This window comes from Pseudarthrobacter raffinosi (genome assembly GCF_023913735.1).
Taxonomy (GTDB): domain Bacteria; phylum Actinomycetota; class Actinomycetes; order Actinomycetales; family Micrococcaceae; genus Arthrobacter; species Arthrobacter raffinosi.
On the sequence record NZ_JAMXBH010000007.1, the window covers coordinates 94403 to 119266 of the forward strand.

Sequence of the window (24864 nt, forward strand, 5' to 3'; positions counted from 1 at the left end):
ATGGCTACGCAAATCTACCTGAACCTGCCCGTGAAGGATCTGAAGCGGTCCGTCGATTTCTTCACCGCCCTTGGCTTCTCCTTTAACCCGGACTACACCGATGAAAACGCGACGTGCATGATCATCAACGACAACGCGTTTGTGATGCTCCTCGTGGAGGGTTTCTTCAAAACGTTCACCTCCCGGGCCGTGGCCGATGCCACCAGTTCCACCGAGGCCATCACGGCGTTTTCGGTGGACAGCAAGGAAGCCGTGGACGAAACGGTACGCAAGGCGCTGGCCGCCGGCGGCACCCCGTCCCAGGAAGTCCAGGACTACGGCTTTATGTACAACCACAGTTTCCAGGACCCGGACGGCCACCTGTGGGAAGTTATGTGGATGGACCCTGCCGGCCCATCGGCCGAGGGCGGGGCTCCCGCCGGATCCGACGGACAGCCGACCTGAAAACCCGGGTTGATTCCGTCTGGCTCATTGCCCTGGATGACCTCAGTGCGGATGCGCTTGCCATCCAGCTGGGAGAGGTGGCAAACATTGAGCTGGGTCCAGGACAAAGCAGCTTCGTTGGTGACCCGCTCCGCATGGTCCTGGCGGGACTGGAGGAGGATTCGCGGTTCCCTTATGTCGTGGAGGCCGCGGGCTACGCTGTGGGCGTGCTGACCCTCCAGTCCGGCGCCGCGTGCCTGGCCGGCTGGCCGGACGAGGATTCGGCCTGGCTGTTGCGCGGTTTCCTGATCGACAGGCGCCACCAGGGGCAAGGCCTCGGGCCGCTGGCGGCAACGTCCGCGGTGGAGGCGGCCGCGAAACTGACCGCCAGGCGCGGAACCCACGAGGCCGGCGTCGTGCTTTCCGTCAACGAAGCCAATCCGGCCGGGTTGTCCGCGTACAGGACCGCCGGCTTTGTGGATCAGGGGCAGTACCTGGCCGGCAGTTCCGGACCGCAACGGATCATGTACCGGAGCTTCACGGGATAATTCGTCCAGACACGGCGGCCGGGCATTGCCTCCGGCTCCACATTGATCGATCATGTGGATTGGCGGTGTTCTTCAAACCTTGTTGGGGGGAAGGCTTGAAAAGTCTTCGTCTCGGGGAGCACATGTCAGGGGGCTGGCTTCTGGTCTCAGCACGTCTGGAGTCAGCCCCCACCTTAAGGACAAAAAAGTCCGCCCGGCCTCCAGCGTTGACGCTGGCAGCCCGGGCGGACTTTTTGGCGGACTGAACGGGTTCAGCCGCGGATCTGGCTAGACGCCGTAGTAGAGCTCGAACTCGTACGGGTTCGGGCGCAGGGACAGCGGGCGGATCTCGTACTCGTACTTGTACTCGATCCAGGTGTCGATCAGGTCCTGGGTGAACACGCCACCGGCCTGGAGGAACTCGTTGTCCTCGCGCAGGGCCTCCAGTGCCTCTTCCAGCGAGCCCGGAGCCTTCGGGATGTCCTTGGCTTCCTCGGCGGGCAGCTCGTAGAGGTCCTTGTCGATCGGAGCCGGCGGTTCGATGCGGTTGCGGATGCCGTCAATGCCGGCCATCAGCTGGGCAGCGAAGGCCAGGTACGGGTTGGACGAGGGGTCCGGAGCGCGGAACTCGATGCGCTTGGCCTTGGGGTTGGAACCCGTGATGGGGATACGGATACCGGCGGAGCGGTTGCCCTGCGAGTACACCATGTTGACCGGAGCTTCGAAGCCCTTGACCAGGCGGCGGTAGGAGTTCACCGTCGGGTTGGTGAAGGCGAGGACGGACGAGGAGTGCTTCAGCAGGCCGCCGATGTACCAGCGGGCCATGTCGGACAGGCCGGCGTAGCCCTTTTCGTCGTAGAACAGCGGCTCGCCGTTGGTCCACAGCGACTGGTGGCAGTGCATGCCCGAACCGTTGTCGCCAAAGACCGGCTTCGGCATGAAGGTCACGGACTTGCCCCAGGCGTCGGCCGTGTTCTTGACGACGTACTTGAACTTCTGCAGGTCGTCTGCGGCGTGGGTCAGGGTGGTGAACTTGTAATTGATTTCAGCCTGGCCGGCGGAGCCTACCTCGTGGTGGCTGCGCTCGACCTCGAGGCCGGCCTCATCCAGGGCGATGCACATGGCGTCGCGGAGGTCAGCCTGCTTGTCGGTGGGGGAAACCGGGAAGTAGCCGCCCTTGATGGGGGTCTTGTAGCCGAGGTTTCCGCCGTCTTCTTCGCGGCCGGTGTTCCAGTGTGCTTCTTCGGAGTCGATCTTGTAGAAGCTGCCCTCGGGGGAGGACTGGTACTGGACGTTGTCGAAGACGAAGAATTCGGCTTCCGGAGCGAAGAACGCGGTGTCGGCGATGCCCGTGGAGGCGAGGTAGGCCTCAGCCTTTTCGGCCACGCCGCGGGGGTCGCGGTGGTAGGGGTCTCCGGTGCGGGGGTTCACGATGGAGAAGTTCAGCGCAAGGGTCTTCTCCATGCGGAAGGTGTCCAGGAATGCGGTGGTGACGTCCGGGATCAGCTGCATGTCGGATTCGGCGATGCCCTGGAATCCGCGGATGGAGGAACCATCGAAGAGCTGGCCGTTGACGAAGAAATCCGCGTCGACGCTCTTTGCCGGTACGTTGAAGTGCTGCTGCACACCCGGGAGATCGGTGAAGCGGATATCGACGAATTTAATATCTTCGTCCTTGATGAACTTGAGGACTTCGTCCGCAGTCTTGAACATCTATGCTCCTTACGCATATGTAATATCTGGCTGGCAAGCCAACTGATCCAGCGCAATCCGAAGGGCAGGGAAACCAAGTTTCCCTGCTTGGGAGGTATTGCTTGAAACTGCTATCAGCCTATGGACACGTCATTTCCCGTCAGTGTCCACATTGTTTCGGGCAGGTTACAGAATGCCCGGTTCAGGTTACAGAATTGTCCTGATCAGGTAACGCTATCCGGTGTCCGTAGTGTGGTCCAACGGTTTCCACTCTGTGGTCGGCGGTGAGTCGGTAAGCTTGGACGGTGGTAGATCGCAATGACATTGGCTCCTGGCTCAGCGGACCGGACACGTCCGGCATCTCAAGGTACCCGGGGGAGCGCCTGGGATTGCCCGAATCCGGTTCCGGCTCCATCGCCAGGGCGGGCAGGCGCATCCTCGCCATCGTCCTTGACTGGGGGATTGCCCTGCTGATCAGCAATTTTGCCTTCGGCGGTGACTCCTGGGCCACATTGGCGATTTTCGCCGCGGAACAGATGCTGCTTGTGGGCACGCTCGGTTACAGCATCGGCCACCGAGTGGCCGGGATCCAGGTGCTGCGACTGGGCGGCGGGCCCGCGGGTCCAATGGCTGCCGTGGTGAGGTCAGTGCTGCTGTGCCTGGTGATTCCCGCCGTAATTTTCGATCCGGACCAGCGGGGACTGCACGACAAGGCGATGAATACCATCCTCGTGCGGCGCTAGCAGTAATCAGGAACCCGGCCGTGCCGGTTCGCCGGCACCTGACGGCCCCGAACACCTGACAGCCCCGAATAGAGGGCAGTGCGCCGTCAGACCCCCGCTGTTTCTTTTGTCCCGGCAGGAACGGCCGTGCCTGGCGTCAGGTAGCCGCGCTTTCCGGCCCAGCGTTCGAACGCGACAGTGGCGAACGGGAACACCGCCGACAGTCCCGCGAACAGGGCCACAACGAAGGGCCACCGCTGGAGACGCCACAGGGCGAGGGCGGCGATGCCGTAGCCCACAAACAGCGCACCATGGATGGGGCCGGCGATCTCCACACCCAGTTCGGTGGTCTTGGCGACCCACTTGAAGTACATGCCAGCCAGCAGGGCAGCCCAGCTGAAGGCTTCGGCAACAGCCAGGACGCGGAAGGCCCGGATAACAAGGGTTCTAACGGGAATGGTCATGTTGCTACTTCCAATCAATGTGCCCGCCTGTTCGGCGGCGTCCGGCAGACAAAAACCGCCCTGGTTCCGGCAAGCCGGAACCAGGGCGGTTCAAGGGTCTTAGCGTCCGCGGTTGGGGCGCGCTTTGTAGGGGTCGATTCCCTTGGGAATCGGGAGGCGGTTGCCCAGCGAGGAAATGCGCTTGGATACCGCATTCACCTCAAGCTTGGTCAGTTCATTCTTCAGCTTGCCCATTTTCTTGGCTACCTGGCTGATGGGAACCTGGCCCTCGCCGCGGCCGCTTTCGATCATGTGGACCGTGACGTTCGGGAGGATGCGCGCAAGGCGCTTACGCTCGGCGTCGAGCATTGGCTTGACGCGGATGGTGGGGCCTTCGCTGACGAGGACGACGCCGGGACGGCCGACGGCGCGGAACACGGCGTCCTGCGTGCGCGGGTTTACGGCGACCGGCTGGTCCTCGGTGATCCAGCCGCGCTTAAGCGTGCCCAGTGCCGCGCCTGAGGCTCCGGGCTGGTTCTCGATCTGGGCGAATGCGGCACGTTCGGCGCGACGCGAAAGGATCAGGGTGGCGCCGAGGAGGCCCAACGGAATACCGATGAGCAGGCCGGTGATCCAGTTTTCCAGCCAAAAACCCACCAGGAAGCTGACAGCCACAACACCCAGGAACACCAGCAGCATCAGCCACGGGACCATGGGGTCATGGCGGCGGGTCATGTTAAAGACTTCGCCGATCTGCTTGAGCCGGCTGGGCTTCTTGACCTTTGCTTCTTTTGGCTTGCGCGAGAAGAGGCCACGCTTCGGGGCGTCAGAGGCCGCCGGAGTGCTGTTACTGGAATCAGGGGAGTTCGCCATAGTTCCTCAATTCTACGTGATTTATGCCTGAGGGCCGGACGCCGGAGAATGTCCGGCGCCGGCCCTCAGGGATACCAAACTACGGCTTAGGAATGGGCGGCCAGCAGTGAGCTTGCTTCCTGACGGGTGCTGCCGGAGGACTCGATGTGCGCGAGTTCGGCGGGGATTTCCCAGCCCTTCTTGCGCATCGCGGTGGCCCAGAGCCGGCCGGCCCGGTAGGAGGAACGGACCAGCGGCCCGGACATGACCCCGAGGAAGCCGATCTCATTGGCCTCGTCCTGGAGGTCCACGAACTCCTGCGGCTTGACCCAGCGGTCCACCGGCAGGTGCCGTTCGGAGGGGCGCAGGTATTGGGTGATGGTGATCAGGTCACAGCCGGCCTCGTGCAGGTCCCGCAGGGCTTCTGAGATCTCCTCGCGGGTCTCGCCCATGCCCAGGATCAGGTTGGACTTGGTCACCATCCCGAGCTTGCGGCCCTGGGTGATGACATCCAGGGACCGGTCGTACCGGAACGCGGGCCGGATCCGCTTGAAGATCCGGGGCACGGTCTCGACGTTGTGCGCGAAGACCTCCGGCTTCGAATCGCAGATCGCCGCGATGTGCTCGGGCTTGCCGGAGAAGTCCGGGATCAGCAGTTCGACGCCGGTGCCCGGGTTCAGCTCGTGGATCTTCCGGACCGTCTCGGCGTACAGCCACACCCCCTCATCGGCCAGGTCATCCCGGGCCACCCCGGTGACCGTGGCGTAGCGCAGCTGCATGGCCAGGACCGAGCGGGCCACCTTCGTGGGCTCGAACATGTCCACCGGGGACGGCTTGCCCGTGTCGATCTGGCAGAAATCACAGCGCCGGGTGCATTCGGACCCGCCGATCAGGAACGTGGCTTCCTTGTCTTCCCAGCACTCAAAAATGTTCGGGCAGCCGGCCTCCTCACACACCGTGTGCAGGCCTTCCTTCTTGACCAGGTTCTTGAGCTGGACATACTCCGGACCCATCTGGACCTTCGCCTTGATCCACTCCGGCTTCCGCTCCACAGGTACTGCAGAGTTGCGCTGCTCAACGCGCAGCAGCTTCCGGCCTTCTGGTGCCAGTGTCACAGGAGTGCTCCCTCAGGGCTTGAAACGAGTGCTTCTTCGTGCTTGCGAAATTCTTCCACGAACCGGTCCGCGATATCGCTCGGGGCTATGTTCCTGCCGGTTTCGATGGACATTGTGGTGACGCTGGCGTCGGTGATGCCACAGGCGATGATCTGGGCATAAGGCGCCAGATCATTGTTGCAGTTAATGGCGACGCCGTGCATTGTGGCCCCGTCCAGGACGCGGATGCCGATTGCTGCAATCTTCCGGTCCGGGCCCTTGCTGTCAGCCGTGATCCACACGCCGGCGCGTCCCTTGATGCGCTCTGCGTTGATGCCATAGTCAGCCATAACCGCGATCATGACGGCTTCGAGCCGTTCAACGTAGTCTCGGATGCCGGACCGGTTCTTCAGCTTGAGGATCGGATACGCGATCAGCTGGCCGGGGCCATGCCAGGTCAGCTTTCCGCCGCGGTCCACCGCAACGACGGGCGTACCGTCCAACGGGCGTTCGTGCTCTTCCGTGAGCTTGCCCGCTGTATAGACGGCGGCATGTTCAAGGATGAGGACAGTGTTGGGCGCTTCGGCTGTGACGACCTTGCTGTGGATCCCGCGCTGCAGATCCCAGCCGCGCGTGTAGTCAACGAAGTCCGGGGCGAGACCCACCTGTGAAAACTCAAGAGTCATGCCGTCAAGCTTAGACCCCGATCCGTGAGGGGTCCGGTTATAGTGTCGGACCTCTCATATCTCTGACGGATCCAGCGATGCCCATGGCCTGTGGATAACTTCTGCAGGCATTCCCGGATTCCGCTAGACATAAGTCATGGATGATTTCACTGCCCCGGTGGTTCCCGGCTTCCTGGTGGGCCGCGTGTTGGGCCGCGGCGGAAGTTCAACGGTGTGGCTGGTTACCGAAGCAAGGTCCGGCCGCGAGTGTGCGCTGAAATGCCTCGGTGCAGGGCACGGCGGTGCGACCGGTCCCGGCGAAGGCAGGGAAAGCGGGGCCGACGCCGAGGAGGCCATCCGCCGTGAAATCCGCATTCTTTCTGTCCTTGACCACCAGCACCTCATCAAAGCCCACGACGCCCTCCGTCTTCGCGAGCCGGCCGGATCAGCAGTTACGGCCGTAGGGACAATAGGGCTGCTGCTGGATTACGCGCCCGGCGGTTCCCTCGGAGAGCTGGTCGGAAGCAGGGCCAAGCTCACCATCGGGGAGACGGTCACCGTGCTCACCCCTATTGCCCAGGTACTTGGCTACCTGCACGGCCAGGGGTTCACCCACGGTGACGTATCGCCCGGGAACGTCCTCTTTACAGGCCATGGCAAGCCAATGCTGTCCGACGTCGGGATCGCCAGGATGGTGGGTGATGTTTCGGCAGTGCCGGACCATGGCACCCCGGGGTTCATGGATCCGGCACCGGTGGACGCCGTGAGGGCGGGGCTGCAGCCGGAACGCGACGTTTACTCGGTGGCGGCGCTGGGGTGGTATTGCCTCACGGGCCAGCCGCCACGCCGTACCGCCGACCGTCTGCCTCTTTCCCTCCTGCTCCCTGACGTTCCAGTCGAGCTGGCCGCGGCCCTGGAGGCTGGTCTTAATGAGGACCGGCGGCTCCGGCCCACGGCTGTTGAGCTGGCGACGGCGGTCTACCGCAGTGCCCCACCGTTGCCGGTGGACCTCGCCTCCTCCGTCCACGCCACGGTTATCCCGCAGCTCCTGACGCGGCGCCCCGTCCCGGAACATCCCGGCGGTGCGCTCTGGAATGGTCTCCGGACCTGGCGGCGCAGGATCTCGACGTCGCGTTGGTCCGGGCTGGTGGGGGTGCGGCAGGTCCTTCCGTTCCCGGCTGGGGAGAAAGCGGAGATGCCCGTGGTGCGCGCACCGGAGCCCCGCGCACCAGAGGCCAGCGCACCTGAGGCCAGCGCACCAGCGGCCGGCCGCGTCGACGCAATGGTCCAGGCTGTCGACGGGGAAAAGCCGGCGCCGCGCGGCAGGCATGCCGTGAAACCTGTCCCGAAGGGTCACGAACCCAACGCCGGTGCGAGGCGTCGGACGGTGGCGTCGTCGAAATCGGTGGACCCCGGCCCGTCCCGGCGCCGTGGGCGCTCAGGGATAGCCGGGCACAATCGAGGCACCATGCTGTTGGCGGTGGGAGCGGGTGCGATCCTGGCAGGCGCTATCTGGGCCGCCTGCGTCTTTGGGCCGGATGGGCCGTGGGGGGCGCCAGCTTGGCCAGAGACGGTGGCGGAGAGTGCGGATGCCGGAGGGGTGGACCCAGTGTTCGCCGCCGCAGGAGTCCCGGCCGACGCCGCGGCCCAGCTGGACTCGGCGGACCCGCTCGAAGCAGTCCGGGGATTGGCCGCCGTGAGGTCCCTGGCCTTCAGTTCCGGCCGGCTGGAGCTGCTGGATCTGGTTAATGCCCCGGGATCGGCGGCCTCTGCCGCGGATGCAGGCCTTAAGGCCGAGCTCCAGGAGTCAGGCCACGTCCTGGCCGGATTCACGAGTTCCGTAGCGGATCTGCAGGTCCAGCCCGGCGGTCCCTCCGGCCAGGTTGTTGTCAGTGTCACGTCAGCCACGTCGCCCTATGAGGAAAGGGACGCTTCCGGAGCGATCGTGGCGGCCGGCGCCCCTGCAGCCGTCCAGAACCTCCGGCTGGTGCTGGTCTCCGTTGACGGCCGCTGGCGGATCACGGACGTCCTTCCCGGCACCTGACTGGTTGCCTCAGCACGTTGGCTCAGCACGTTGGCTCAGCCTGTTGGCTCAGCCCATTGACTCAGGCTCAGTGTTTGCCGGCCACCCAGGCAGCGGCCTGGGCCAGTGACGGGTGCTGCCACTGGAAGCCGGCTGCTTCCAGGGCCGCCGGTTCCATCCGCTGGCTGGAAAGGATGAGTTCATCGGCCAACTTCCACATGACCAGGCGCAGGGCAGGCGAAGGTACGCGGAAAAATGCCGGCCGATGCAGCGCGGATGCCAGTGCGCCGGTCAAGGCGTTAACGTCGGCGTTTTCGGGGGCGCAGACATTGACCGGGCCGTGGAGCCCGGAGTCGGCGAGGAACAGAAATGCTGCGGCGACGTCCGGAAGCGTGATCCACGGCCAGTACTGCCTGCCGTTGCCGAGTGGACCACCGAGCCCGAGGCGAAGCAGCGGCAGAAGCCGGCCCAGTGCGCCGCCTGCAGGGCTGAGGACAACACCCGTCCGGGGAGTGATAACACGGACGCCTGACGGGGCCTCGTGCGCGGCTGCTTCCCACTCACGGCAGATCCGCGCCATAATGCCCTTGCCGTTCGGCGAGTTCTCGCGAAGAACGGCAGTACCCCGGTCACCGTAATAGTTGGAGCCCGACTGGCTGACGAAGACCTGCGGCGGCTGCTCCAGCTTCGCCATCGCCGCTACCAGTGTGCGCGTCGGGTCCAACCGCGAGGTCAACAGCTCGTCGATCCGGCGTCTGGTCCAGGGTCTGTCCCCGATTCCGGCACCGGAGAGGTTGACCACTGCGTCGGCGCCGGCCAGCGCCGCCGGATCCAGGCGGCGCGCTGCGGGGTCCCAGCGGATTTCGGCCGCGGACGTGGGCTCGCGTCGGACGAGGGTGGTCACGTCATGGCCGGCCTCTCGCAGCGTTGCGGACAAATGGGTCCCGATCAGCCCTGAGGCCCCGGCAATGACGATGTGCATGATCCATCTCACCACGGCCCGCACGCCGTCGGTACCTCCCCGGGACCGTACCGGGAGTTGACTATGATCGAACGATGACTTCTTCGAGCTACTTCCGGTTTCCGCATGTTCACGGCGATCTGGTCACGTTTGTGGCAGAGGACGACGTGTGGATCGCGCCGCTCAGCGGCGGCCGCGCCTGGCGGGTTTCGTCACTGCAGCTGCCTGCCCGCAATCCGCGTTTTACGCCTGACGGCAAACGGCTGGTCTGGACTGTCGTCCAGGGAACCGCCCCGGAAGTGGTCTCGGCGGAGGTGGACGGCGGTGGCTACCGGCAACTGACGTATTTCGGCCACGCCACAACCAGGGTCAAAGGCTTCACGGCAGCCGGCGACGCAGTAGTGACCAGCGCGTTCCGCCAGGCTGAAAGCCGGCACACCTACGCTTACAGCGTCCCGGTCGACGGCGGGTCGGCTGAGGAGCTCCCCTTCGGACCCGTCGAATCCGTGGCCTTTGGTCCGGAAGTGGGGGACGAGCGGCCGGTTGTCCTGGCCAGTGTGCTCTCCCGTGAACCGGCCTGGTGGAAGCGGTACCGCGGCGGCACAGCGGGCAAGCTCTGGATTGACGCCGACGGAAACGGGGAGTTCGAGCGCCTGGTTGCCCACCTCGACGGAAACCTCGCAGATCCGATGTGGGTGGACGGGCGCATCGCGTTCCTGTCAGACCACGAGGGTTACGGAAACCTGTACTCGGTGCTGCCCGGCGGCGGCGATCTTCGACGGCACACCGACCACGAGGACTTCTACGTCCGGCACGCGTCCACCGACGGTGGGCGGGTCATCTTCGAATCTGCCGGTGAGCTCTGGATCCTGCACGATCTGTCCTCTGCCGCGGTACGGCTGGACATCTCGCTGGGTTCCGCGTCGCAATCGCGTCGCCCGGGCCTGTTGAAAACCTCCAAACATTTGGGCACGGTGATGCCGGATGACAGCGGCTCCGCCAGCGCAGTGGAGGCCCATGGCACCCTTCACTGGCTCCGTCACCAGGACGGCCCCTCCCGTATCGTCGAGGCCACGCCGGGTGTCCGGGCACGGCTCCCCAGGCCGCTCGACGGCGGCCGCCTCGCTTACGTCGCCGATCACGACGGCGTGGAGGCGATCTACATCAAGGAGATTGCCGCGCAGGTTCCCGACACCGTGGTCCCTGCCGTTACGGCAGCCCCGGCTGCCGTAACCGCTGCAGCCGCTCGGGACCAGGAAGCGCCACTGCCGCGCCCGGTTCCCGCGGCAGCATCGTCCGCACCGGTGACTGCCGACGTCGTTGTTCCGGTGCCTGATGACTCCCGGGCCGATGACTCCCCGGCCGACGCCGCCCACGGCCCGTCGGAAGCCGACGTCGACGCAGGACGGGCCGGCCTGCCGACCCGCATCGCCTTCCCGAAGCCGTCACGCGCCAGCGCCCTGGAAGTTAGCCCCGATGGCCGGTGGCTTGCGGTGGGTACCTCCTTCGGGGATGTCTATGTGGCGGACACAGCCACCGGCGAGCTTTCCCTCGTCACCAGCATCGGCGAGGGCAGCATCGCGGAACTCGCGTGGTCGCCTGACTCCCAGTGGCTTGCCTGGTCCGAACCTGTCACCTCGTTCGGTTCCCGGAGCCGGCTCCGGCTGGCCAATGCCGCGGACCCGGCGGGCGGCATCGTCGAGGTCACTGACGGCCGTTTCTGCGACGGGTCCCCAAGCTTCACGCCGGACGGTAAGTTCCTGGCCTTCCTGTCCAACCGCAGCTTTGATCCGGTGTACGACGGGCACTCGTTCGACCTGTCCTTCCCCAGCCCCATCAAGCCGTACCTGGTGGCACTGGCCGCCACGACGCCGTCGCCGTTTGGCCCCGCCGTTGACCTGTCCCCTGCCGCACACACGGACAGCGCGGATACCACGGACGCAGACACCGCGGCAGGTCCCGCGGTCCGCGTGGATCCGGCCGGGCTGGCCCACCGTGTCATCGGCGTTCCGGTGCCCCAGGGCAACTACACGTCACTCACGTCAACGGAGGGTGCACTGCTATGGCTGGACTGGGCCCTGGCAGGCGTCACCGGCGACGGCAAAGCCAGCCAGGAAGACAAGGACGCCCGCCCCAGCCTGGTCCGGTTCGACCTTGCCCGCCGTAAGTCCGCCACGCTGGTGGAAGCCCTGGACAGCTACCGGCTCTCCGGCGATGGCAAGAAAGTAGTGCTGGTCAACGACAAGCAGGTCAGTGTGGTTCCTTCTGCTGCCAAAGCCGATGAGGAATCCGGCCAGCTGGTCAAGGTGGACCTGGGCCGCATCCGCGTGATGATGGACCCCCTCAGCGTCTGGGGCCAGGCGTTCGACGAAGCCTGGCGCCTGCAGCGCGACTTCTTCTGGGCAGAAGATATGGCAGGACAGGATTGGGAGTCGATCCACAAGCGGTACCGTCCGATCGTTGACCGGTTGGGGTCCCACGACGACCTGGTGGACCTGCTCTGGGAGCTCCACGGCGAGCTGGGCACCTCGCACGCCTACGTCCGGCCCGCAGCCGTCACGGAAAACGGCAGCAACGGCCAGGGACGGCTTGGCGCAGACTTCACGTTCACACCCGCGGGCTGGGAGATCACCCGCATCCTGGCCGGCGAGTCCTCGGACCCGCTGGCCACCTCGCCGCTGACCCGGCCCGGCGCTGCCGCCATGGCCGGGGACGTAGTACTGGCTATCGACGGTGTGCCGCTGTCCGCCACGGTGAGCCCCGCGATGCAGCTGGTGGGCGCCGCCGGACGGGCTGTGGAGCTGACATTACGCAACGGAGCCGGGCATGGAGTCGAGGCAGGGGAGCAGCGGAGGATCGCTGTGATCCCGGTCAAGGACGAGGAGCGACTGCGCTACCAGGAATGGGTGGCCGCGAACCGCGGGATCGTCCGGGAGGCCTCCGGCGGCCGCTACGGGTACCTGCATATCCCGGACATGATGGCCAACGGCTGGGCGCAGCTGCACCGCGACCTGGACACCGAAACTGCCCTGGACGGACTCATCGTGGATGTCCGCCGGAACCGTGGCGGACACACGTCCCAGCTGGTGGCGGAGCTGATTGGCCGGAAGGTCACCGGCTGGAGTATGCCCCGCGGCGAACGTCCGCGGACCTACCCGCACCACGCGCCGCGGGGTCCGGTGATCATCCTCGCCGATGAATTTGCCGGGTCCGACGGCGACATCATCACCCAGGTCTCCAAACTGCGGGGGATCGGCCCGGTGATCGGCACGCGCACGTGGGGCGGTGTGGTGGGGATCGACAACAGGTTCTCCCTGGCCGACGGTACCGGCGTGACCCAGCCGCGGTACGCCACCTGGTTCGGTGGCGGCGTGGGCTGGTCCGTGGAAAACTACGGCGTGGATCCCGACATCGAAGTGCTCTACCCGCCGCACGCCTATGCCGCCGGCAGGGACCCCCAGCTGGAATACGGGATCGGTGCGCTCAAGGAAATGATCCAGGAACTGCCCACGGACAGGCCCCCGGTCCGCGAAGGCTACCGGCGCCTGAAGCCTGCACCGCTGCCGTCCCGCCGGCACGGCGAATAGGGCCGGCCCGGTAGCAACAGAACAAAGCAGGCCCCGCTCCTCCCGGATAGTCCGGGCGGGGCAGGGCCTGCTCTGTCTCAGGAGCCTTCAGCGTTCATAGCGAACGCGGCAGCGGCCTGGCTGGATCAGGACTGAAGGGTAGCGGCCAGGGTGATGTCGATGCTGGCCAGCGCGCCGGAAACCGGGCACCCAACCTTGGCTTCGCCGGCGATCTTCTGGAATTCCTCTTCGGAAATGCCGGGAATCTTTGCGGACACCGTCAGGTGGCTGCCGGTGATGCCGGTGCCGGGAACGAAGGTCACGTCGGCTTTGGTGTTGACTTCTTCCGGAGCATGTCCGGCCTGGGCGAGCATATTGCTGAACGCCATCGAGAAACAGCTCGCGTGCGCTGCGGCGATCAGCTCTTCCGGGCTGGTCTTGCCCTCGGCCGCTTCGGTGCGGGCCTTCCAGGTAACCTCAAATGTGCCCAGGCCGGAGCTGTCCAGCGTGGTCTGACCCGACCCTGTCATCAGGTCGCCGTTCCATACTGTGTGCGCGGTGCGTGTTGCTGCCATGTCCACTCCTCAAAGTCGGTTCGAACCGGGACCGGCCGTTGCCTGGCCCCGCCGGTTCCAATCCTAGGGATTGAGCGGCGGCCGTGCACAGGGTGTCCGCTCTCAGTGGATTGTGACTGTGCAACCCAGCCGCCCGGCGGCTGCGTGGCGGTCACCGCTTGGCCGTTAAACTTCGACGGCGCCGCACCCCACAGAGGGGGAGCGGCGCCGTCGTGAGTGGTTCAGCCGGCGTTCAGTTCCACATCGTGGCGATGGCCACGTTGAGCAGTGCAAGTCCGCCAACTCCGTGGGCCAGGCCCTTGCTGATGTCTTCGCCCTTTTTGTATTTGCGGCGGCCGATGAAAGCCAGCACGCCGACGGCCAGGGCGATGGCGAACTTGATGCCCAGCTTGAAGTAATTCGCGTCCAGGTCCAGGGACGGGATCAAGCCCATCAGCACAATGCCGGTGATGAGCTGAAGAGCTGCGCCGTCGAACTGCCGGGGGTGGACGGTGGGGGTTTTCATGTTCCCGATCCAGATTCCGACGATCATGGCGGCGCCGACGATGTGCAGGAAGACCACGAGGTTGTACACGATAATCATGCGATCAGTCTACGCAGGGGTTCTACATCATGTAGTAAGGCCGGCCGCAGAGTTTGTGTGTCGGCGGAGACAGCGCTGCGCCTTAAAACGCGACGGCGGTGCACGCCTTCCGGTGGTTTCCCACCGGCGCGTGCACCGCCGTCGTGCGGTTCTGGCCTGGGGCTAGAGTCCCAGGTCGGCCTCGAAGGCGCCTTCTTCAAGGCGGGCCTTCAGGGTCTGGAGGAAGCGGCCTGCATCCGCGCCGTCCACCAGGCGGTGGTCGTACGTGAGGGACAGGTACATCATGGAGCGGATGGCGATCGAGTCGTCACCGTTCTCATCGGCCACCACCACGGGGCGCTTGACGATCGCGCCGGTGCCCAGGATGCCGACCTGAGGCTGGTTGATGATCGGGGTGTCGAACAGGGCGCCGACCGAACCGATGTTGGTGATGCTGAACGTTCCGCCGGACAGTTCGTCCGGGCCGATCTTGCCGTCGCGGGTGCGCCCGGCAACGTCGGCGATCTTGGCGGCCAGTCCGGCCAGGTTCAGGTTGCCGGCATCGGAGATGACCGGAACCAGGAGGCCCTTGTCCGTGTCCACTGCGATCGCCAGGTGCTCGGCGTTGTGGTATGTGATTTCCTGCTTGTCCTCGTCGTACGCAGCGTTGAGCTTGGGGTGCTGCTTGAGGGCCTCGGCCACGGCCTTGGCGATGAACGGCAGGAAGGTGAGCTTGACGCCGTTCTGGGCCAGGAAGGAGTTCTTGGCCTTCAGGCGGAGCTTGGCCACCTTGGTCATGTCCACCTCGTGCACCTGAGTGAGCTGCGTGGAGATTTCGAGGGATTCGCGCATACGGCGGGCGATGACCTGGCGGATGCGGGGTGCCTTCTGCGTGGTGCCACGCAGGGAGGAGGCAGCCGGGCCGGCTGGAGCGGCGGACGGCTTGGCCGGTGCTGCTGCAGCGGGAGCGGCCTTGGCTTCTGCCGCGGCGAGGACGTCCTGCTTGCGGATGCGCCCGCCGACGCCGGTACCGGACAGTGATGCGACGTCCACGCCGTGCTGGTTGGCCAGCTTCCGGACCAGGGGAGTCACGTAGCCGGATTCGCCGCCGGCAGCAGGCTCGGCCGCGGGTGCCGGGGCCGTAGCGGGAGCAGGTGCTGCTGCCGCGGCAGGTGCCGCCGGAGCAGGCTCTGCCTTGGGTGCTTCGGGTGCCGGTGCCGCTGCGGGCGCCGGTGCGGCAGGCGCGGCGGCGGGTGCCGGCGCTGCAGCTGGGGCCGGTGCGGAGGCTGCCGCGCCGGAGCCGATGACGGCGAGGACGGCGCCAACTTCGGCGGTTTCGTCTTCGTTGACCCGGATTTCCTGCAGCGTTCCAGCGACGGGGGACGGGATTTCGGTGTCAACCTTGTCCGTGGATACCTCGAGCAGCGGTTCGTCCACTGCAACGGTGTCGCCCACGGCCTTCAGCCAGCGTGTGACGGTTCCTTCGGTGACGCTTTCGCCCAGTGCCGGGAGGGTGACATCGTGGCTTTCGCCGTCCGAAGCGGCGGGTGCTGCCGCTGCGGGAGCTTCTGCAGCCGGTGCTTCTGCGGCCGGGGCTTCCTCGGCCGGGGCCTCTGCAGCCGGTGCTGCTGCTTCGGGGGCTGCGCCGCCGCCGGAGCCGTCGCCGATGCGGACCAGGGGAGCGCCTACTTCAGCGGTCTCGTCTTCGGCTACGAGGATTTCCTCGATGATGCCGGCAATCGGAGAGGGGATTTCGGTGTCTACTTTGTCGGTGGAAACCTCGAGCAGCGGTTCGTCCACCTCTACCCGGTCACCTACCTGCTTGAGCCAGCGGGTGACGGTTCCTTCGGTGACGCTCTCACCGAGGGCGGGCAAGTTAACGGATTCAGACATGTCGTCCCCGTTCTCCTTATTGATCTTTTGTGCGGATGATGGCTGGCTTGTTCGAGCTTAGTGCACCCGGCGGGTCACGCCGGGTGCACAAAGCCCTGTTGTCTTGCTGTGCTGCTGGCTGTAATTAGCCGTGAAGCGGGCGACCGGCCAGGGCCATTGCGGCCTCGCCGAGTGCCTCGTTCTGCGTCGGGTGCGCGTGGATGAGTCCGGCAACATCTTCCGGGTAGGCTTCCCAGTTGACGATCAGCTGGGCTTCGCCGATCTGCTCGCCGACGCGGGTGCCGATCATGTGGACGCCAACAACAGGGCCGTCTTTTTCGCGGACGAACTTGATGATGCCGCCGGTGCCCAGAATGGCGCTCTTGCCGTTTCCGGCCAGGTTGTATTCCGTGCTTTCAACCCTGTCTTCGCCGAACTTCTCCTTGGCGGCCTTCTCGGAGTAACCCACCGAGGCAATCTCGGGATCGCAGTAGGTGACCTTGGGGACGTTGATGTCGTCGACAACCACGGGCTTCAAGCCGGCGATTTCTTCGGCGACGAAGATGCCCTGCTGGAAACCGCGGTGTGCCAGCTGCACGCCGGGAACGATGTCGCCGACGGCGTAGACGTTGCCGACGCCGGTGTGGAGGCGTTCGTTGGTGATCACGAAGCCGCGATCAACCGTGACTCCCGCTTCTTCGAACCCCAGGCCCGCCGTGGACGGTCCGCGTCCGACAGCAACGAGCAGAAGGTCTGCTTCGAAGGTCTTGCCGTCCACCAGGGTGACCTTGACGCCGTCGTTGTCCTGCTCGACGCCCTGGAAGAAGGTGCCGGTGTTGAACTTGATGCCGCGCTTCTTGAAGCTGCGCTCCAGGACCTTGATGATGGATGCGTCCTCGTTGGGCACCAGGGACGGCAGGCCCTCAATGATGGTGACGTCCACGGCGAAGGACTTCCATACCGAAGCGAATTCGACGCCGATGACGCCGCCGCCCAGGACGATGACGCTCTTGGGCACGTAGTCCATCTTCAGGGCTTCGTCGGAGGTGATCACGCGGCCGCCGATTTCCAGGCCCGGAAGGGAGCGGGAGTAGGAGCCGGTGGCGAGGACGATGTTCTTGCCCTTGTAGGCCGTGCCGTTCACGGTGATGGTGTCCGGGGCGGTGAGCTTGCCTTCGCCCTCAATGACGGTGATGCCCTTGCCCTTGATCAGACCCTGCAGGCCCTTGAACTTACCGGCAATGATGCCGTCTTTGTAGGCGTTCACGGCGGTCATGTCGATGGACTGGAGCTCCACGTTCACGCCGTACTTGGCGCCGTCGCGGGCGTGGTCGGCAACTTCTGCGGAGTGCAGCAGGGCCTTGGTGGGGATACAGCCGTTGTGCAGGCAGGTGCCGCCCAGTTTGGCCTTCTCAACCAGACCAACGGTCAAGCCAAGCTGTACGGCACGCAGGGCCGTGGCGTATCCGCCGCTGCCGCCACCTAGTACCAGGATGTCGAATTCTTGCGCAGTTGCCTGATCGGCCACTTAGACGCTCCCTCGCGTGAACGATGACGCGATCGTGCGCATCATCTGGTCTTGGAACTTGTACTGCCGTGATTATGCCAGCAGGCAGGTTCTCGTGCATTTGTGACTACCGGGGTTCACCTTAGCGAACCCCTCATCCATGCTCCACCTTGGCGCCGCCTTTGTGGGGCGCTTGTGTCGAGTGTCACGCGGCCATGTGGCCAAGGGATCACGGCCGGTTCTGTGGTCGCAGGTCAAACGGCCGCGTGACAACCCAACAGCACGGGTCAGGGTTCCCCGGGGGTCAGACGGCAGCCGCCAGCATGTCCTCCACGTAGGCAACCAGTGTGCGGACCGTGCAGCCCGTGCCCTGTTTGTGGGTGTAGCCGTAAGGGCTTCCGTTGTTGAAGGAGGGGCCGGCGATGTCGATGTGCGCCCAGGGGATCTGCTCCCCGTCTTTGCCCTTGCCCACAAACTCGCGCAGGAAAACAGCCGCGGTCATCATGCCGCCGTGGCGCTCACCGATATTGGCGAGGTCGGCCACCTGGGAGTCGATGCTCGGGCGCAGTTCCTCCGGCAGCGGCATGGGCCACACCAGTTCGCCCGCACGGTCGGCGGCGGCCTTGAGTGGCCCGGTGACACTGTCAGAGCCCATCACGCCGGCGGTCCTGTTGCCGAGGGCGATGAGCTGCGCACCGGTGAGGGTGGCGACGTCGATGATGGCGTCAGGGTATTCGAGGCTCGCCGCGACGATGCCGTCTGCCATGACCAGGCGGCCCTCGGCATCGGTGTTCAGCACCTCAACGGTCTTGCCGCCGAACATGGTAAGGACATCCGCCGGCCGTGAGGCCGCACCGGAGGGCATGTTTTCTGCGATGCAGAGCCAGGCGGTCGCCTTCACCGGCAGGCCAAGTCCCGCGATGGCCAGCACAGTATTAAGGACGACGGCGGCGCCTGCCATATCGCTCTTCATGTCACCCATGCCAAGGGCCGGCTTGATCGAAATTCCGCCGGTGTCGAACGTGATGCCCTTGCCCACCAAGGCGATTTTTGCGGTGGCCTTTGCAGGGGCGTATTCGACCTTCACCAGGCGGGGCTGGCGCGTGGACCCCTTGCCCACGCCCATGATGCCGCCGAAGCCTTCCTTTTCCAGGCGCTTTTCGTCCCAGACCGTGACCTTAACAGGCAGGCCCTTGGACAGTTCCTTGGCGGCTTCCGCAAAGGATTCGGGGTAGAGGTGGCTGGGCGGCTGGTTGACCAGGGACCGCGTGGCGTTGACGGCTTTGCCGATCAGGCCTGCCCGCGTCAGCGCAGAGCGCAGCGCATCATTGGCGGTAACGTCCGTGTAGATCACCGCGTTGCGGACCGGATCCTTCAGCCCGTCGTTGGACGACCGGTACTCGGTGAACGAATAGGCTCCCAGGGCGGCACCTTCGGCCACCGCCGCGACGTCGGCGACTCCCGCCGTTGGGAGCGCGAGGACAACGGTGGGCAGGCCGCTGAGCTGGCGGACGGCGGAACCTGCGGCACGCCGCAGGGCCTCTTCGGTCAGCGGGCGGCCAGCGGCCACCTTGCCGACGCCGGCGAGGACCAGGACCCCGGAACCCGTTTCCGGCAGGCCGGGCAGCCGGACGACCTGGTCAGCGGCGCCGGTGACGCCCAGGACCTTCAGGGAGTCAGTTAGCGCTTCAGCCGATTTTGCGGTCAGCGGATTCTCAAGCAGGACGGGGCCGTCCGATCCCTGTCCCACGCCGATGACAACGGCGTCACTGGGGGTCCTCTTCAGGTCCTTAGCGAGGGTACTAAGGTTGATTTCAGTATTCTTGACCACGGGGTAAGTCCTCAATTCTCGAAAAGGCTGTTCGCGCTGGTATGGATGTCAGGCGCTCGGCCATGGAAATCCGGCGGCCGTCCGATCGGGACGTCGCCGGGGTGCCGGTAAACCCGTCCGGCGGGCCATTCACGATCGTAGCCGCTGCGGGCCGCGGCAGCGGAATCTCCTGAGACCTGCGCCACACCCGCTGGCGGAATTCAGGGGTGCCTGGCCGCGTTGTACAAGATATTCACCCGACTCCTTGAAAGGACGACGCCGTGCTTGAACGGATTTCCGGTTCCCTGCTGGACCCCGATGCGCTCTATGCGAGCAACATCGAGCTGTTCCACAGCCCGGCGCTCCGCGGGCTGAACCTGGTGATGGGTTTCACTGGCTTCGCCGATGCCGGCCACGTGGTGAAGCAGATCAATGCGGAGCTCCTGGATACCCTCGACGCCGAGACGGTGGCGGTGTTCGACGCCGACCAGCTCATCGACTACCGGTCGCGGCGGCCCCACATCTCCTTTGTGGAGGATCACTTGCAGGACTATCAGCAGCCGAAGCTGGCGCTGTACAAGCTGACGGACGGGCTCGGCAGCCCCTTCCTGCTGCTGGCCGGTTTTGAACCCGACCTTCAATGGGAGCGGTTCGCGCGCGCCGTCGTCGGCATTGTGGAAAAGCTGGACGTGAACCTCGTGACCTGGATCCACTCCATTCCCATGCCGGTGCCGCACACGCGCCCGGTGGGTGTGACCGTCCACGGCAACCGTCCGGAACTGATCGAGGGCATCTCGGTCTGGAAGCCCACCGTTGACGTTCCGGCGGCCGTGGGCCACATTCTGGAGCTGCGGCTGATGGAAGCCGGGCGCAATGTTGCCGGCTACGTGATCCACGTTCCGCACTACCTCGCTGAGGCGGAGTACCCGCCGGCCGCCGTCGCCGGACTCGAATTCCTCGGTGCCGCGACGTCCCTGATGCTGCCGGCGGACCGGCTGCGCGAAGCGGGCCGGGAAGTGGGGCGCCAGATCGCCGAGCAGGTGGCCGCCTCCGAAGATGTGCAGCAGGTGGTCACCCGGCTGGAGGAGCGGTACGACGAGAAGGCCGAAGGCACAGTCCGGCGCTCCCTCCTGGCCGATGAAAATGACGAACTGCCCAACGGGGACGAGCTGGGCGCGGCAGTGGAGGCCTACTTGGCCCGCGAGAACCCGCACCCGTAGCCCCGCCCCACGGCGTCCGCCTGGCAGACGCTTGCCCTGGTCCGGGCAGCAGCCCGGGCATAATGAGGGGGTGACTGCACCCCGAGCCTGGCTGATCTGGACCATCGGCATCTTCGCCTACCTTGTGGCCGTCTCCCAGCGCACGTCATTCGGTGTGGTGGGACTTGAGGCCACCGAGCGGTTCCATGCCGGCGCGTCTGCCATCTCCTTCTTTACGGTGCTGCAATTGCTGGTCTACGCCGGCCTGCAGATCCCCGTGGGCCTGCTGGTGGACAGATTCGGCTCGCGCGCCATGATCGCCGGTGGAGCCGTCCTGATGGGTCTTGGCCAGCTCCAGTTGGCCTTCGCCGACACCATCCCCGGCGGTGTGGCGGGGCGGGTTCTGGTGGGCGCCGGGGACGCCATGACCTTTATTTCCGTGATCCGCCTGATTCCGTTGTGGTTCGCGCCGGCCAGGGTTCCCCTGGTCACCCAGCTGACGGGCATGTCAGGCCAGCTCGGGCAGCTTTTCAGTGTGCTTCCCTTCGCCTTTGTCCTGCATTCCTTCGGCTGGACCTCCGGTTTCCTGATGCTGGCGGGCATGGCGGGCGTGGCGGTTGTCCTGGTGCTGGTGCTCTTGAAGGACCACCCGCCCGGTGCGCCCGCGCCGCAGGCGCAGCAGGGGTTGAAGGCCACAGGCGCCTCGCTCGCGCGGGCATGGCGCCAGCCTGGCACCCGGCTGGGGATGTGGAGCCACTTCACCATCCAGTTCAGCGGCACCGTCTTCGCCATGACCTGGGGCTATCCGTTCCTGATCTCGGGGCAGGGCCTGGATGCCGGAACCGTGGCCGGCCTGATGACCTTGTACGTTGCGGCGGCGATGGCGGCGGGCCCCTTCATTGGGCAGTTCGTTTCCCGCCACCCGCTTCGCCGGTCAACGATGGTCCTGCTCATCGCCGGCGCCACGGCCTCTGCCTGGGCCGCGGTGCTGCTGATGCCTGGCCGTTCCCCGCTATGGCTGCTGGCGTGCCTGGTGGTCGTCCTGGCCATCGGGGGGCCGGGATCGATGATCGGGTTTGATTTCGCACGGACGTTCAATCCGGCGCACAGGATCGGAACCGCAACGGGCATCGTGAATGTGGGCGGCTTTATCGCGGCCCTCGTGGCCATCTTCCTGATCGGCCTGGTGCTGGACGTCCTGCTGGCCAGCGGCTATTCCGACGGCGTCCTGTACGGGTTGGAACCGTTCCGGATCGCGCTCAGCGTACAATTCCTGCTGCTGGGCTTTGGCGCCGCCATGACGATTGTCTGTCGGCGCAAAGTACGGCGCCAGATGGCAGCGCAAGGTGTTGTGGTGGCACCATTGTTTCGGGCCATGGCGCAGCAGCGGCGGGCGAACCTGGCCCAGCGTCGCCAGCCGTCCGAGACCAAGGACCGCGCGGATAAAGACTGACACCTTTCCTGAACAGGCAGGTTATTCACATACGGCAAGTTGGCGCTTCACCGCGGCTCGCGCGGCGCCAAAGCTGGAACCATGAAACCTTCAGAACACCTGACCGTCCGAGGCCCTGAAGACATCCTCGGGTTCATTCCGCATTCCCTGGGCTACTGGCCGGCCGACAGCCTGGTTGCGATGACCCTGCAGGGGAACCGGCTGGGAGCAACCCTGAGGCTGGATCTTCCAGGCCCGGAAACCCTCGCGGACCCGCGGGAGTACGCGCGCACGGTGCGCGATTATCTCCTGGCTGACAAGAATGCCGACGCCGCCTTGTTGGCATGCTTCACCAACGACGGCTGGATGGAACCACCTGGAACCTACCGCGGGCTATTGGATGCACTCCAGAGGGTCCTAGGCGCCGCGGGGATGCCGGTGCGGGACGCCTGGTATGTCGGCGACTCCTTCTGGCGTGATGCTTTCTGCACCGATCCGTCCTGCTGCCCCTCGCCGGGCCGGTCTGTTCAGGCGATCCGGGACAGCATGCTTAATGCCGAGATGGTCTTCCGCGGCAGCAGCGTTGGGCCCGCGCCGGAGTACGGGGCGCATCCTCCATCCCTGCTTTCCGGCGAGGACCGGGCAGCCGTCCTTGCCTCTGAGGCCACGTGGGCGGCACAGCTGGACCGGCGACGGGGGAGCAGGGAACAGTTCGGCCAGCTGATGGTCCAGTGGGAGGCCCTGCTGGCCAACCAGCCTGGGCCTCTGCCCGTCAATGACGTTGCCTTCCTACGCGCGTCGCTCCGGGTCCCCGCCTGGCGTGACGCCGTCCTGGTGATGGCCGCCGCCGGTCAGGCGGCTGCCCTGGCGGGTGCCGAGATGTTCGGCATCTTCGATGTCGGCTGCATCCTGGCTCCGGTGGGGCCCATGCTCCCGGGGCCCTTACCATCCGGACTTCCAGCGTCGGGAGCCGGACTGACAGGACGGGAGCCTGCCGGAACGCGTGCTACCGGACCCGGTACTCGCAGCATGCCTGCCATTCCAGGATATGGCGAAGTCCTGTTGGGTCTGGACCCGGTGGTTCCTGCCTGGCACACCCTTAACAGCCTGGACAAAGTGCTGGAACAGCTGTCGGCGTGCGGCGGGCAGGCCGGTGCAGCCGCGCTGACCGGGCGTGGGTGGATCGCGTGGTGCAGGGGTAGGGGCTCCTACGCTGCTGCGTACCTCGGCCGCGCCCTTGACGAGGAGCCAGGCTACCGGCTCGCCGAACTCATGCTTGAGCTGGTCCGGCGCGGCAGCCTCTGCGGCTGGGCTGCACGGAAAGAGGCCGCCTGGCGGAAATTCGAACCGGATGCAGCCTGACCGAATTCCGCCTGACCGGTTTGGATGGGGGCAGCGTTGAGGTCGGGTTTGGGAAAACCGTGAGACAATGGTTGCCGAGACCCGGTTGGGTCCGTGAATCAAGTGCATGTGATGAAGCCCCGTTGGGAACATTACAGCCGCCCCGGCAGTTCTACTTGTAGACTCTGCCGGCCGTGGTTGCACCTGATATTCATCACGGACTTGACAGGGTCATAGTGGTGTTGCCCGTATGGTGATTCCACAGACCGCCGCTAGAAAGGTTTTCTGTGACCCCGTCTTCCGCGAAGAAGGAACCCGCCGCCCAGGACGATTTGTCCCCTGAGGCGAAGCAGGCTGCAACGAACGCCAAGCGAGCAGCGACGCGGGCAGCCAACAAAGCCATCAAGGATGCCTCCGGTGACACCGGTTTGGACGGCAAGCCTGAGCCCAAGAAGCGCGGGCCCAAGCCCGGCGCCAAAGCCGCTGCCGAAGCAGCCGGAAAATCAGCCCGCGGCGCATCGGACGATGATGAGGACGTTGAGGAAGACCTCGACGACATCAACATCGCCGACGACAGCGAGATTAACGCCGCCAAGGCCGCATCAGCAGCCACGGGCAAGGGTTTTGTCTACTCGGATGCCGATGATGACGATGCCCCTGTCCAGCAGGTGATGTCGGCTGGCGCCACGGCTGACCCCGTCAAGGACTACCTCAAGCAGATCGGTAAGGTTGCGCTGCTCAATGCCGAGCAGGAAGTTGACCTCGCCCTCCGGATCGAAGCCGGACTCTTCGCCGAAGAGAAAATCAACGCCGACGACGGCTCGATGGACCCCAAGTTCAAGCGTGAACTTGAGTTCGTCATCCACGACGGCAAGCGCGCCAAGAACCACCTGCTCGAAGCCAACCTCCGCCTCGTGGTCTCGCTGGCCAAGCGCTACACCGGCCGCGGCATGCTGTTCCTGGACCTTATCCAGGAAGGCAACCTGGGCCTCATCCGCGCTGTTGAGAAGTTCGACTACACCAAGGGCTTCAAGTTCTCCACGTACGCCACGTGGTGGATCCGCCAGGCCATTACCCGGGCCATGGCAGACCAGGCCCGTACCATCCGCATCCCGGTGCACATGGTTGAAGTCATCAACAAGCTGGCCCGCGTGCAGCGCCAGATGCTCCAGGACCTGGGCCGCGAACCCACACCCGAAGAGCTGGCCCTCGAACTGGACATGACTCCCGAGAAGGTCGTCGAGGTCCAGAAGTACGGCCGCGAACCGATCTCCCTGCACACCCCGCTGGGTGAAGACGGTGACTCCGAGTTCGGTGACCTCATCGAGGATTCCGAGGCCGTGGTTCCCGCCGACGCGGTGAGCTTCACGCTCCTGCAGGAACAGCTGCACTCCGTCCTGGACACTCTGTCCGAGCGCGAAGCCGGCGTGGTGGCCATGCGTTTCGGCCTGACCGACGGCCAGCCGAAGACTTTAGACGAAATTGGCAAGGTCTACGGTGTCACGCGTGAGCGGATCCGCCAGATCGAATCCAAGACCATGTCCAAGCTCCGCCACCCGTCACGGTCGCAGGTCCTGCGAGACTACCTGGACTAGATC

At 65.3% G+C, this 24864-nt stretch carries 20 protein-coding genes; 9 read left to right on the forward strand and 11 right to left on the reverse strand.

All coding sequences use genetic code 11. From position 1 onward, the window contains the following. Both NG698_RS08030 and NG698_RS08035 read left to right on the forward strand, forming a co-directional pair. Positions 1 to 444: a VOC family protein gene (locus NG698_RS08030; protein ID WP_252600793.1), complete on the forward strand. Its 444-nt coding sequence runs from the start codon at positions 1 to 3 to the stop codon at positions 442 to 444. Continuing rightward, a complete protein-coding gene (locus NG698_RS08035; protein ID WP_252600808.1) occupies positions 423 to 971 on the forward strand; it encodes a GNAT family N-acetyltransferase in 549 nt (182 codons plus the stop codon). The genes NG698_RS08030 and NG698_RS08035 overlap by 22 nt, the downstream gene beginning before the upstream one ends. A 267-nt stretch (positions 972 to 1238) precedes the next feature. On the opposite strand, the gene glnA is transcribed toward NG698_RS08035, so the two are convergent. Then, positions 1239 to 2663: a type I glutamate--ammonia ligase gene (gene glnA, locus NG698_RS08040; protein ID WP_056342177.1), complete on the reverse strand. Its 1425-nt coding sequence runs from the start codon at positions 2661 to 2663 to the stop codon at positions 1239 to 1241. A gap of 284 nt (positions 2664 to 2947) precedes the next feature. Between glnA and NG698_RS08045 the strand changes: the two genes are divergently transcribed. Beyond that, the gene (locus NG698_RS08045; RefSeq protein WP_252600795.1) at positions 2948 to 3385 is read left to right on the forward strand and encodes an RDD family protein; all 438 of its coding nucleotides are present in this window, start codon (positions 2948 to 2950) and stop codon (positions 3383 to 3385) included. An 86-nt stretch (positions 3386 to 3471) separates the two neighbouring features. Here NG698_RS08045 and NG698_RS08050 read toward each other — a convergent pair whose 3' ends face one another. The 4 genes from NG698_RS08050 to lipB form a co-directional block, all read right to left on the reverse strand. Further along, positions 3472 to 3828, reverse strand: coding sequence for a DUF3817 domain-containing protein (locus NG698_RS08050; RefSeq protein ID WP_252600798.1), 357 nt, complete (start codon positions 3826 to 3828; stop codon positions 3472 to 3474). A 99-nt stretch (positions 3829 to 3927) separates the two neighbouring features. Continuing rightward, positions 3928 to 4680 carry a DUF4191 domain-containing protein gene (locus NG698_RS08055; RefSeq protein ID WP_141140114.1) on the reverse strand — a complete coding sequence of 251 codons (753 nt, stop codon included), beginning with the start codon at positions 4678 to 4680 and terminating at the stop codon, positions 3928 to 3930. A gap of 86 nt (positions 4681 to 4766) precedes the next feature. Continuing rightward, entirely contained in the window at positions 4767 to 5774 is a 1008-nt protein-coding gene (gene lipA, locus NG698_RS08060; RefSeq protein ID WP_252609145.1) for a lipoyl synthase, read from the reverse strand. Next, a complete protein-coding gene (gene lipB, locus NG698_RS08065; protein WP_252609146.1) occupies positions 5771 to 6439 on the reverse strand; it encodes a lipoyl(octanoyl) transferase LipB in 669 nt (222 codons plus the stop codon). The genes lipA and lipB overlap by 4 nt, the downstream gene beginning before the upstream one ends. A gap of 136 nt (positions 6440 to 6575) precedes the next feature. Here lipB and NG698_RS08070 point away from each other — a divergent pair, with 136 nt between their 5' ends. Continuing rightward, complete coding sequence (locus NG698_RS08070) at positions 6576 to 8462, forward strand: serine/threonine protein kinase (protein ID WP_252609147.1); 1887 nt, start codon at positions 6576 to 6578, stop codon at positions 8460 to 8462. 67 nt (positions 8463 to 8529) lie between these two features. Here NG698_RS08070 and NG698_RS08075 read toward each other — a convergent pair whose 3' ends face one another. Then, positions 8530 to 9423, reverse strand: coding sequence for a TIGR01777 family oxidoreductase (locus NG698_RS08075; RefSeq protein ID WP_252600156.1), 894 nt, complete (start codon positions 9421 to 9423; stop codon positions 8530 to 8532). A gap of 74 nt (positions 9424 to 9497) precedes the next feature. Between NG698_RS08075 and NG698_RS08080 the strand changes: the two genes are divergently transcribed. Beyond that, on the forward strand, positions 9498 to 12989 hold the full coding sequence (locus NG698_RS08080) for a S41 family peptidase (RefSeq protein ID WP_252609148.1): 3492 nt from the start codon (positions 9498 to 9500) through the stop codon (positions 12987 to 12989). 125 nt (positions 12990 to 13114) lie between these two features. Here the strand turns inward: NG698_RS08080 and NG698_RS08085 are convergent, their stop codons facing one another. The 5 genes from NG698_RS08085 to NG698_RS08105 form a co-directional block, all read right to left on the reverse strand. Next, positions 13115 to 13543 carry an OsmC family protein gene (locus NG698_RS08085; protein WP_252600158.1) on the reverse strand — a complete coding sequence of 143 codons (429 nt, stop codon included), beginning with the start codon at positions 13541 to 13543 and terminating at the stop codon, positions 13115 to 13117. Between the two features lie 232 nt (positions 13544 to 13775). After that, the gene (locus NG698_RS08090; RefSeq protein WP_252609149.1) at positions 13776 to 14126 is read right to left on the reverse strand and encodes a hypothetical protein; all 351 of its coding nucleotides are present in this window, start codon (positions 14124 to 14126) and stop codon (positions 13776 to 13778) included. 162 nt (positions 14127 to 14288) lie between these two features. Further along, entirely contained in the window at positions 14289 to 15998 is a 1710-nt protein-coding gene (sucB, locus tag NG698_RS08095) for a 2-oxoglutarate dehydrogenase, E2 component, dihydrolipoamide succinyltransferase (RefSeq protein WP_252609150.1), read from the reverse strand. 124 nt (positions 15999 to 16122) lie between these two features. After that, a complete protein-coding gene (gene lpdA / locus NG698_RS08100) occupies positions 16123 to 17505 on the reverse strand; it encodes a dihydrolipoyl dehydrogenase (protein ID WP_252600161.1) in 1383 nt (460 codons plus the stop codon). 283 nt (positions 17506 to 17788) lie between these two features. Further along, positions 17789 to 19315, reverse strand: coding sequence for a leucyl aminopeptidase (locus NG698_RS08105; RefSeq protein WP_252600162.1), 1527 nt, complete (start codon positions 19313 to 19315; stop codon positions 17789 to 17791). A 260-nt stretch (positions 19316 to 19575) separates the two neighbouring features. Between NG698_RS08105 and NG698_RS08110 the strand changes: the two genes are divergently transcribed. The 4 genes from NG698_RS08110 (at position 19576) to NG698_RS08125 (ending at position 24861) form a co-directional block, all read left to right on the forward strand. Next, positions 19576 to 20514, forward strand: coding sequence for a proteasome assembly chaperone family protein (locus NG698_RS08110; protein WP_252600163.1), 939 nt, complete (start codon positions 19576 to 19578; stop codon positions 20512 to 20514). Positions 20515 to 20584: 70 nt separating this feature from the next. After that, positions 20585 to 21946 (forward strand): MFS transporter, encoded by a 1362-nt coding sequence (locus tag NG698_RS08115; protein WP_252609151.1) that lies wholly within the window; start codon positions 20585 to 20587, stop codon positions 21944 to 21946. Between the two features lie 81 nt (positions 21947 to 22027). Then, the gene (locus NG698_RS08120) at positions 22028 to 23287 is read left to right on the forward strand and encodes a DUF4192 domain-containing protein (RefSeq protein ID WP_252600165.1); all 1260 of its coding nucleotides are present in this window, start codon (positions 22028 to 22030) and stop codon (positions 23285 to 23287) included. Between the two features lie 266 nt (positions 23288 to 23553). Further along, positions 23554 to 24861 (forward strand): RNA polymerase sigma factor, encoded by a 1308-nt coding sequence (locus NG698_RS08125; RefSeq protein ID WP_058929344.1) that lies wholly within the window; start codon positions 23554 to 23556, stop codon positions 24859 to 24861. Positions 24862 to 24864: the final 3 nt, after the last annotated feature.

Coding starts and splice junctions, on each gene's coding strand:
- glnA (WP_056342177.1), bottom strand. CDS start 2,663: ATGTTCAAGACTGCGGACGAAGTCCTCAAGTTCATCAAGGACGAAGAT.
- NG698_RS08070 (WP_252609147.1), top strand. CDS start 6,576: ATGGATGATTTCACTGCCCCGGTGGTTCCCGGCTTCCTGGTGGGCCGC.
- NG698_RS08075 (WP_252600156.1), bottom strand. CDS start 9,423: ATGCACATCGTCATTGCCGGGGCCTCAGGGCTGATCGGGACCCATTTG.
- NG698_RS08050 (WP_252600798.1), bottom strand. CDS start 3,828: ATGACCATTCCCGTTAGAACCCTTGTTATCCGGGCCTTCCGCGTCCTG.
- NG698_RS08085 (WP_252600158.1), bottom strand. CDS start 13,543: ATGGCAGCAACACGCACCGCGCACACAGTATGGAACGGCGACCTGATG.
- NG698_RS08120 (WP_252600165.1), top strand. CDS start 22,028: ATGAAACCTTCAGAACACCTGACCGTCCGAGGCCCTGAAGACATCCTC.
- lipB (WP_252609146.1), bottom strand. CDS start 6,439: ATGACTCTTGAGTTTTCACAGGTGGGTCTCGCCCCGGACTTCGTTGAC.
- NG698_RS08090 (WP_252609149.1), bottom strand. CDS start 14,126: ATGATTATCGTGTACAACCTCGTGGTCTTCCTGCACATCGTCGGCGCC.
- NG698_RS08080 (WP_252609148.1), top strand. CDS start 9,498: ATGACTTCTTCGAGCTACTTCCGGTTTCCGCATGTTCACGGCGATCTG.
- NG698_RS08030 (WP_252600793.1), top strand. CDS start 1: ATGGCTACGCAAATCTACCTGAACCTGCCCGTGAAGGATCTGAAGCGG.
- sucB (WP_252609150.1), bottom strand. CDS start 15,998: ATGTCTGAATCCGTTAACTTGCCCGCCCTCGGTGAGAGCGTCACCGAA.
- NG698_RS08055 (WP_141140114.1), bottom strand. CDS start 4,680: ATGGCGAACTCCCCTGATTCCAGTAACAGCACTCCGGCGGCCTCTGAC.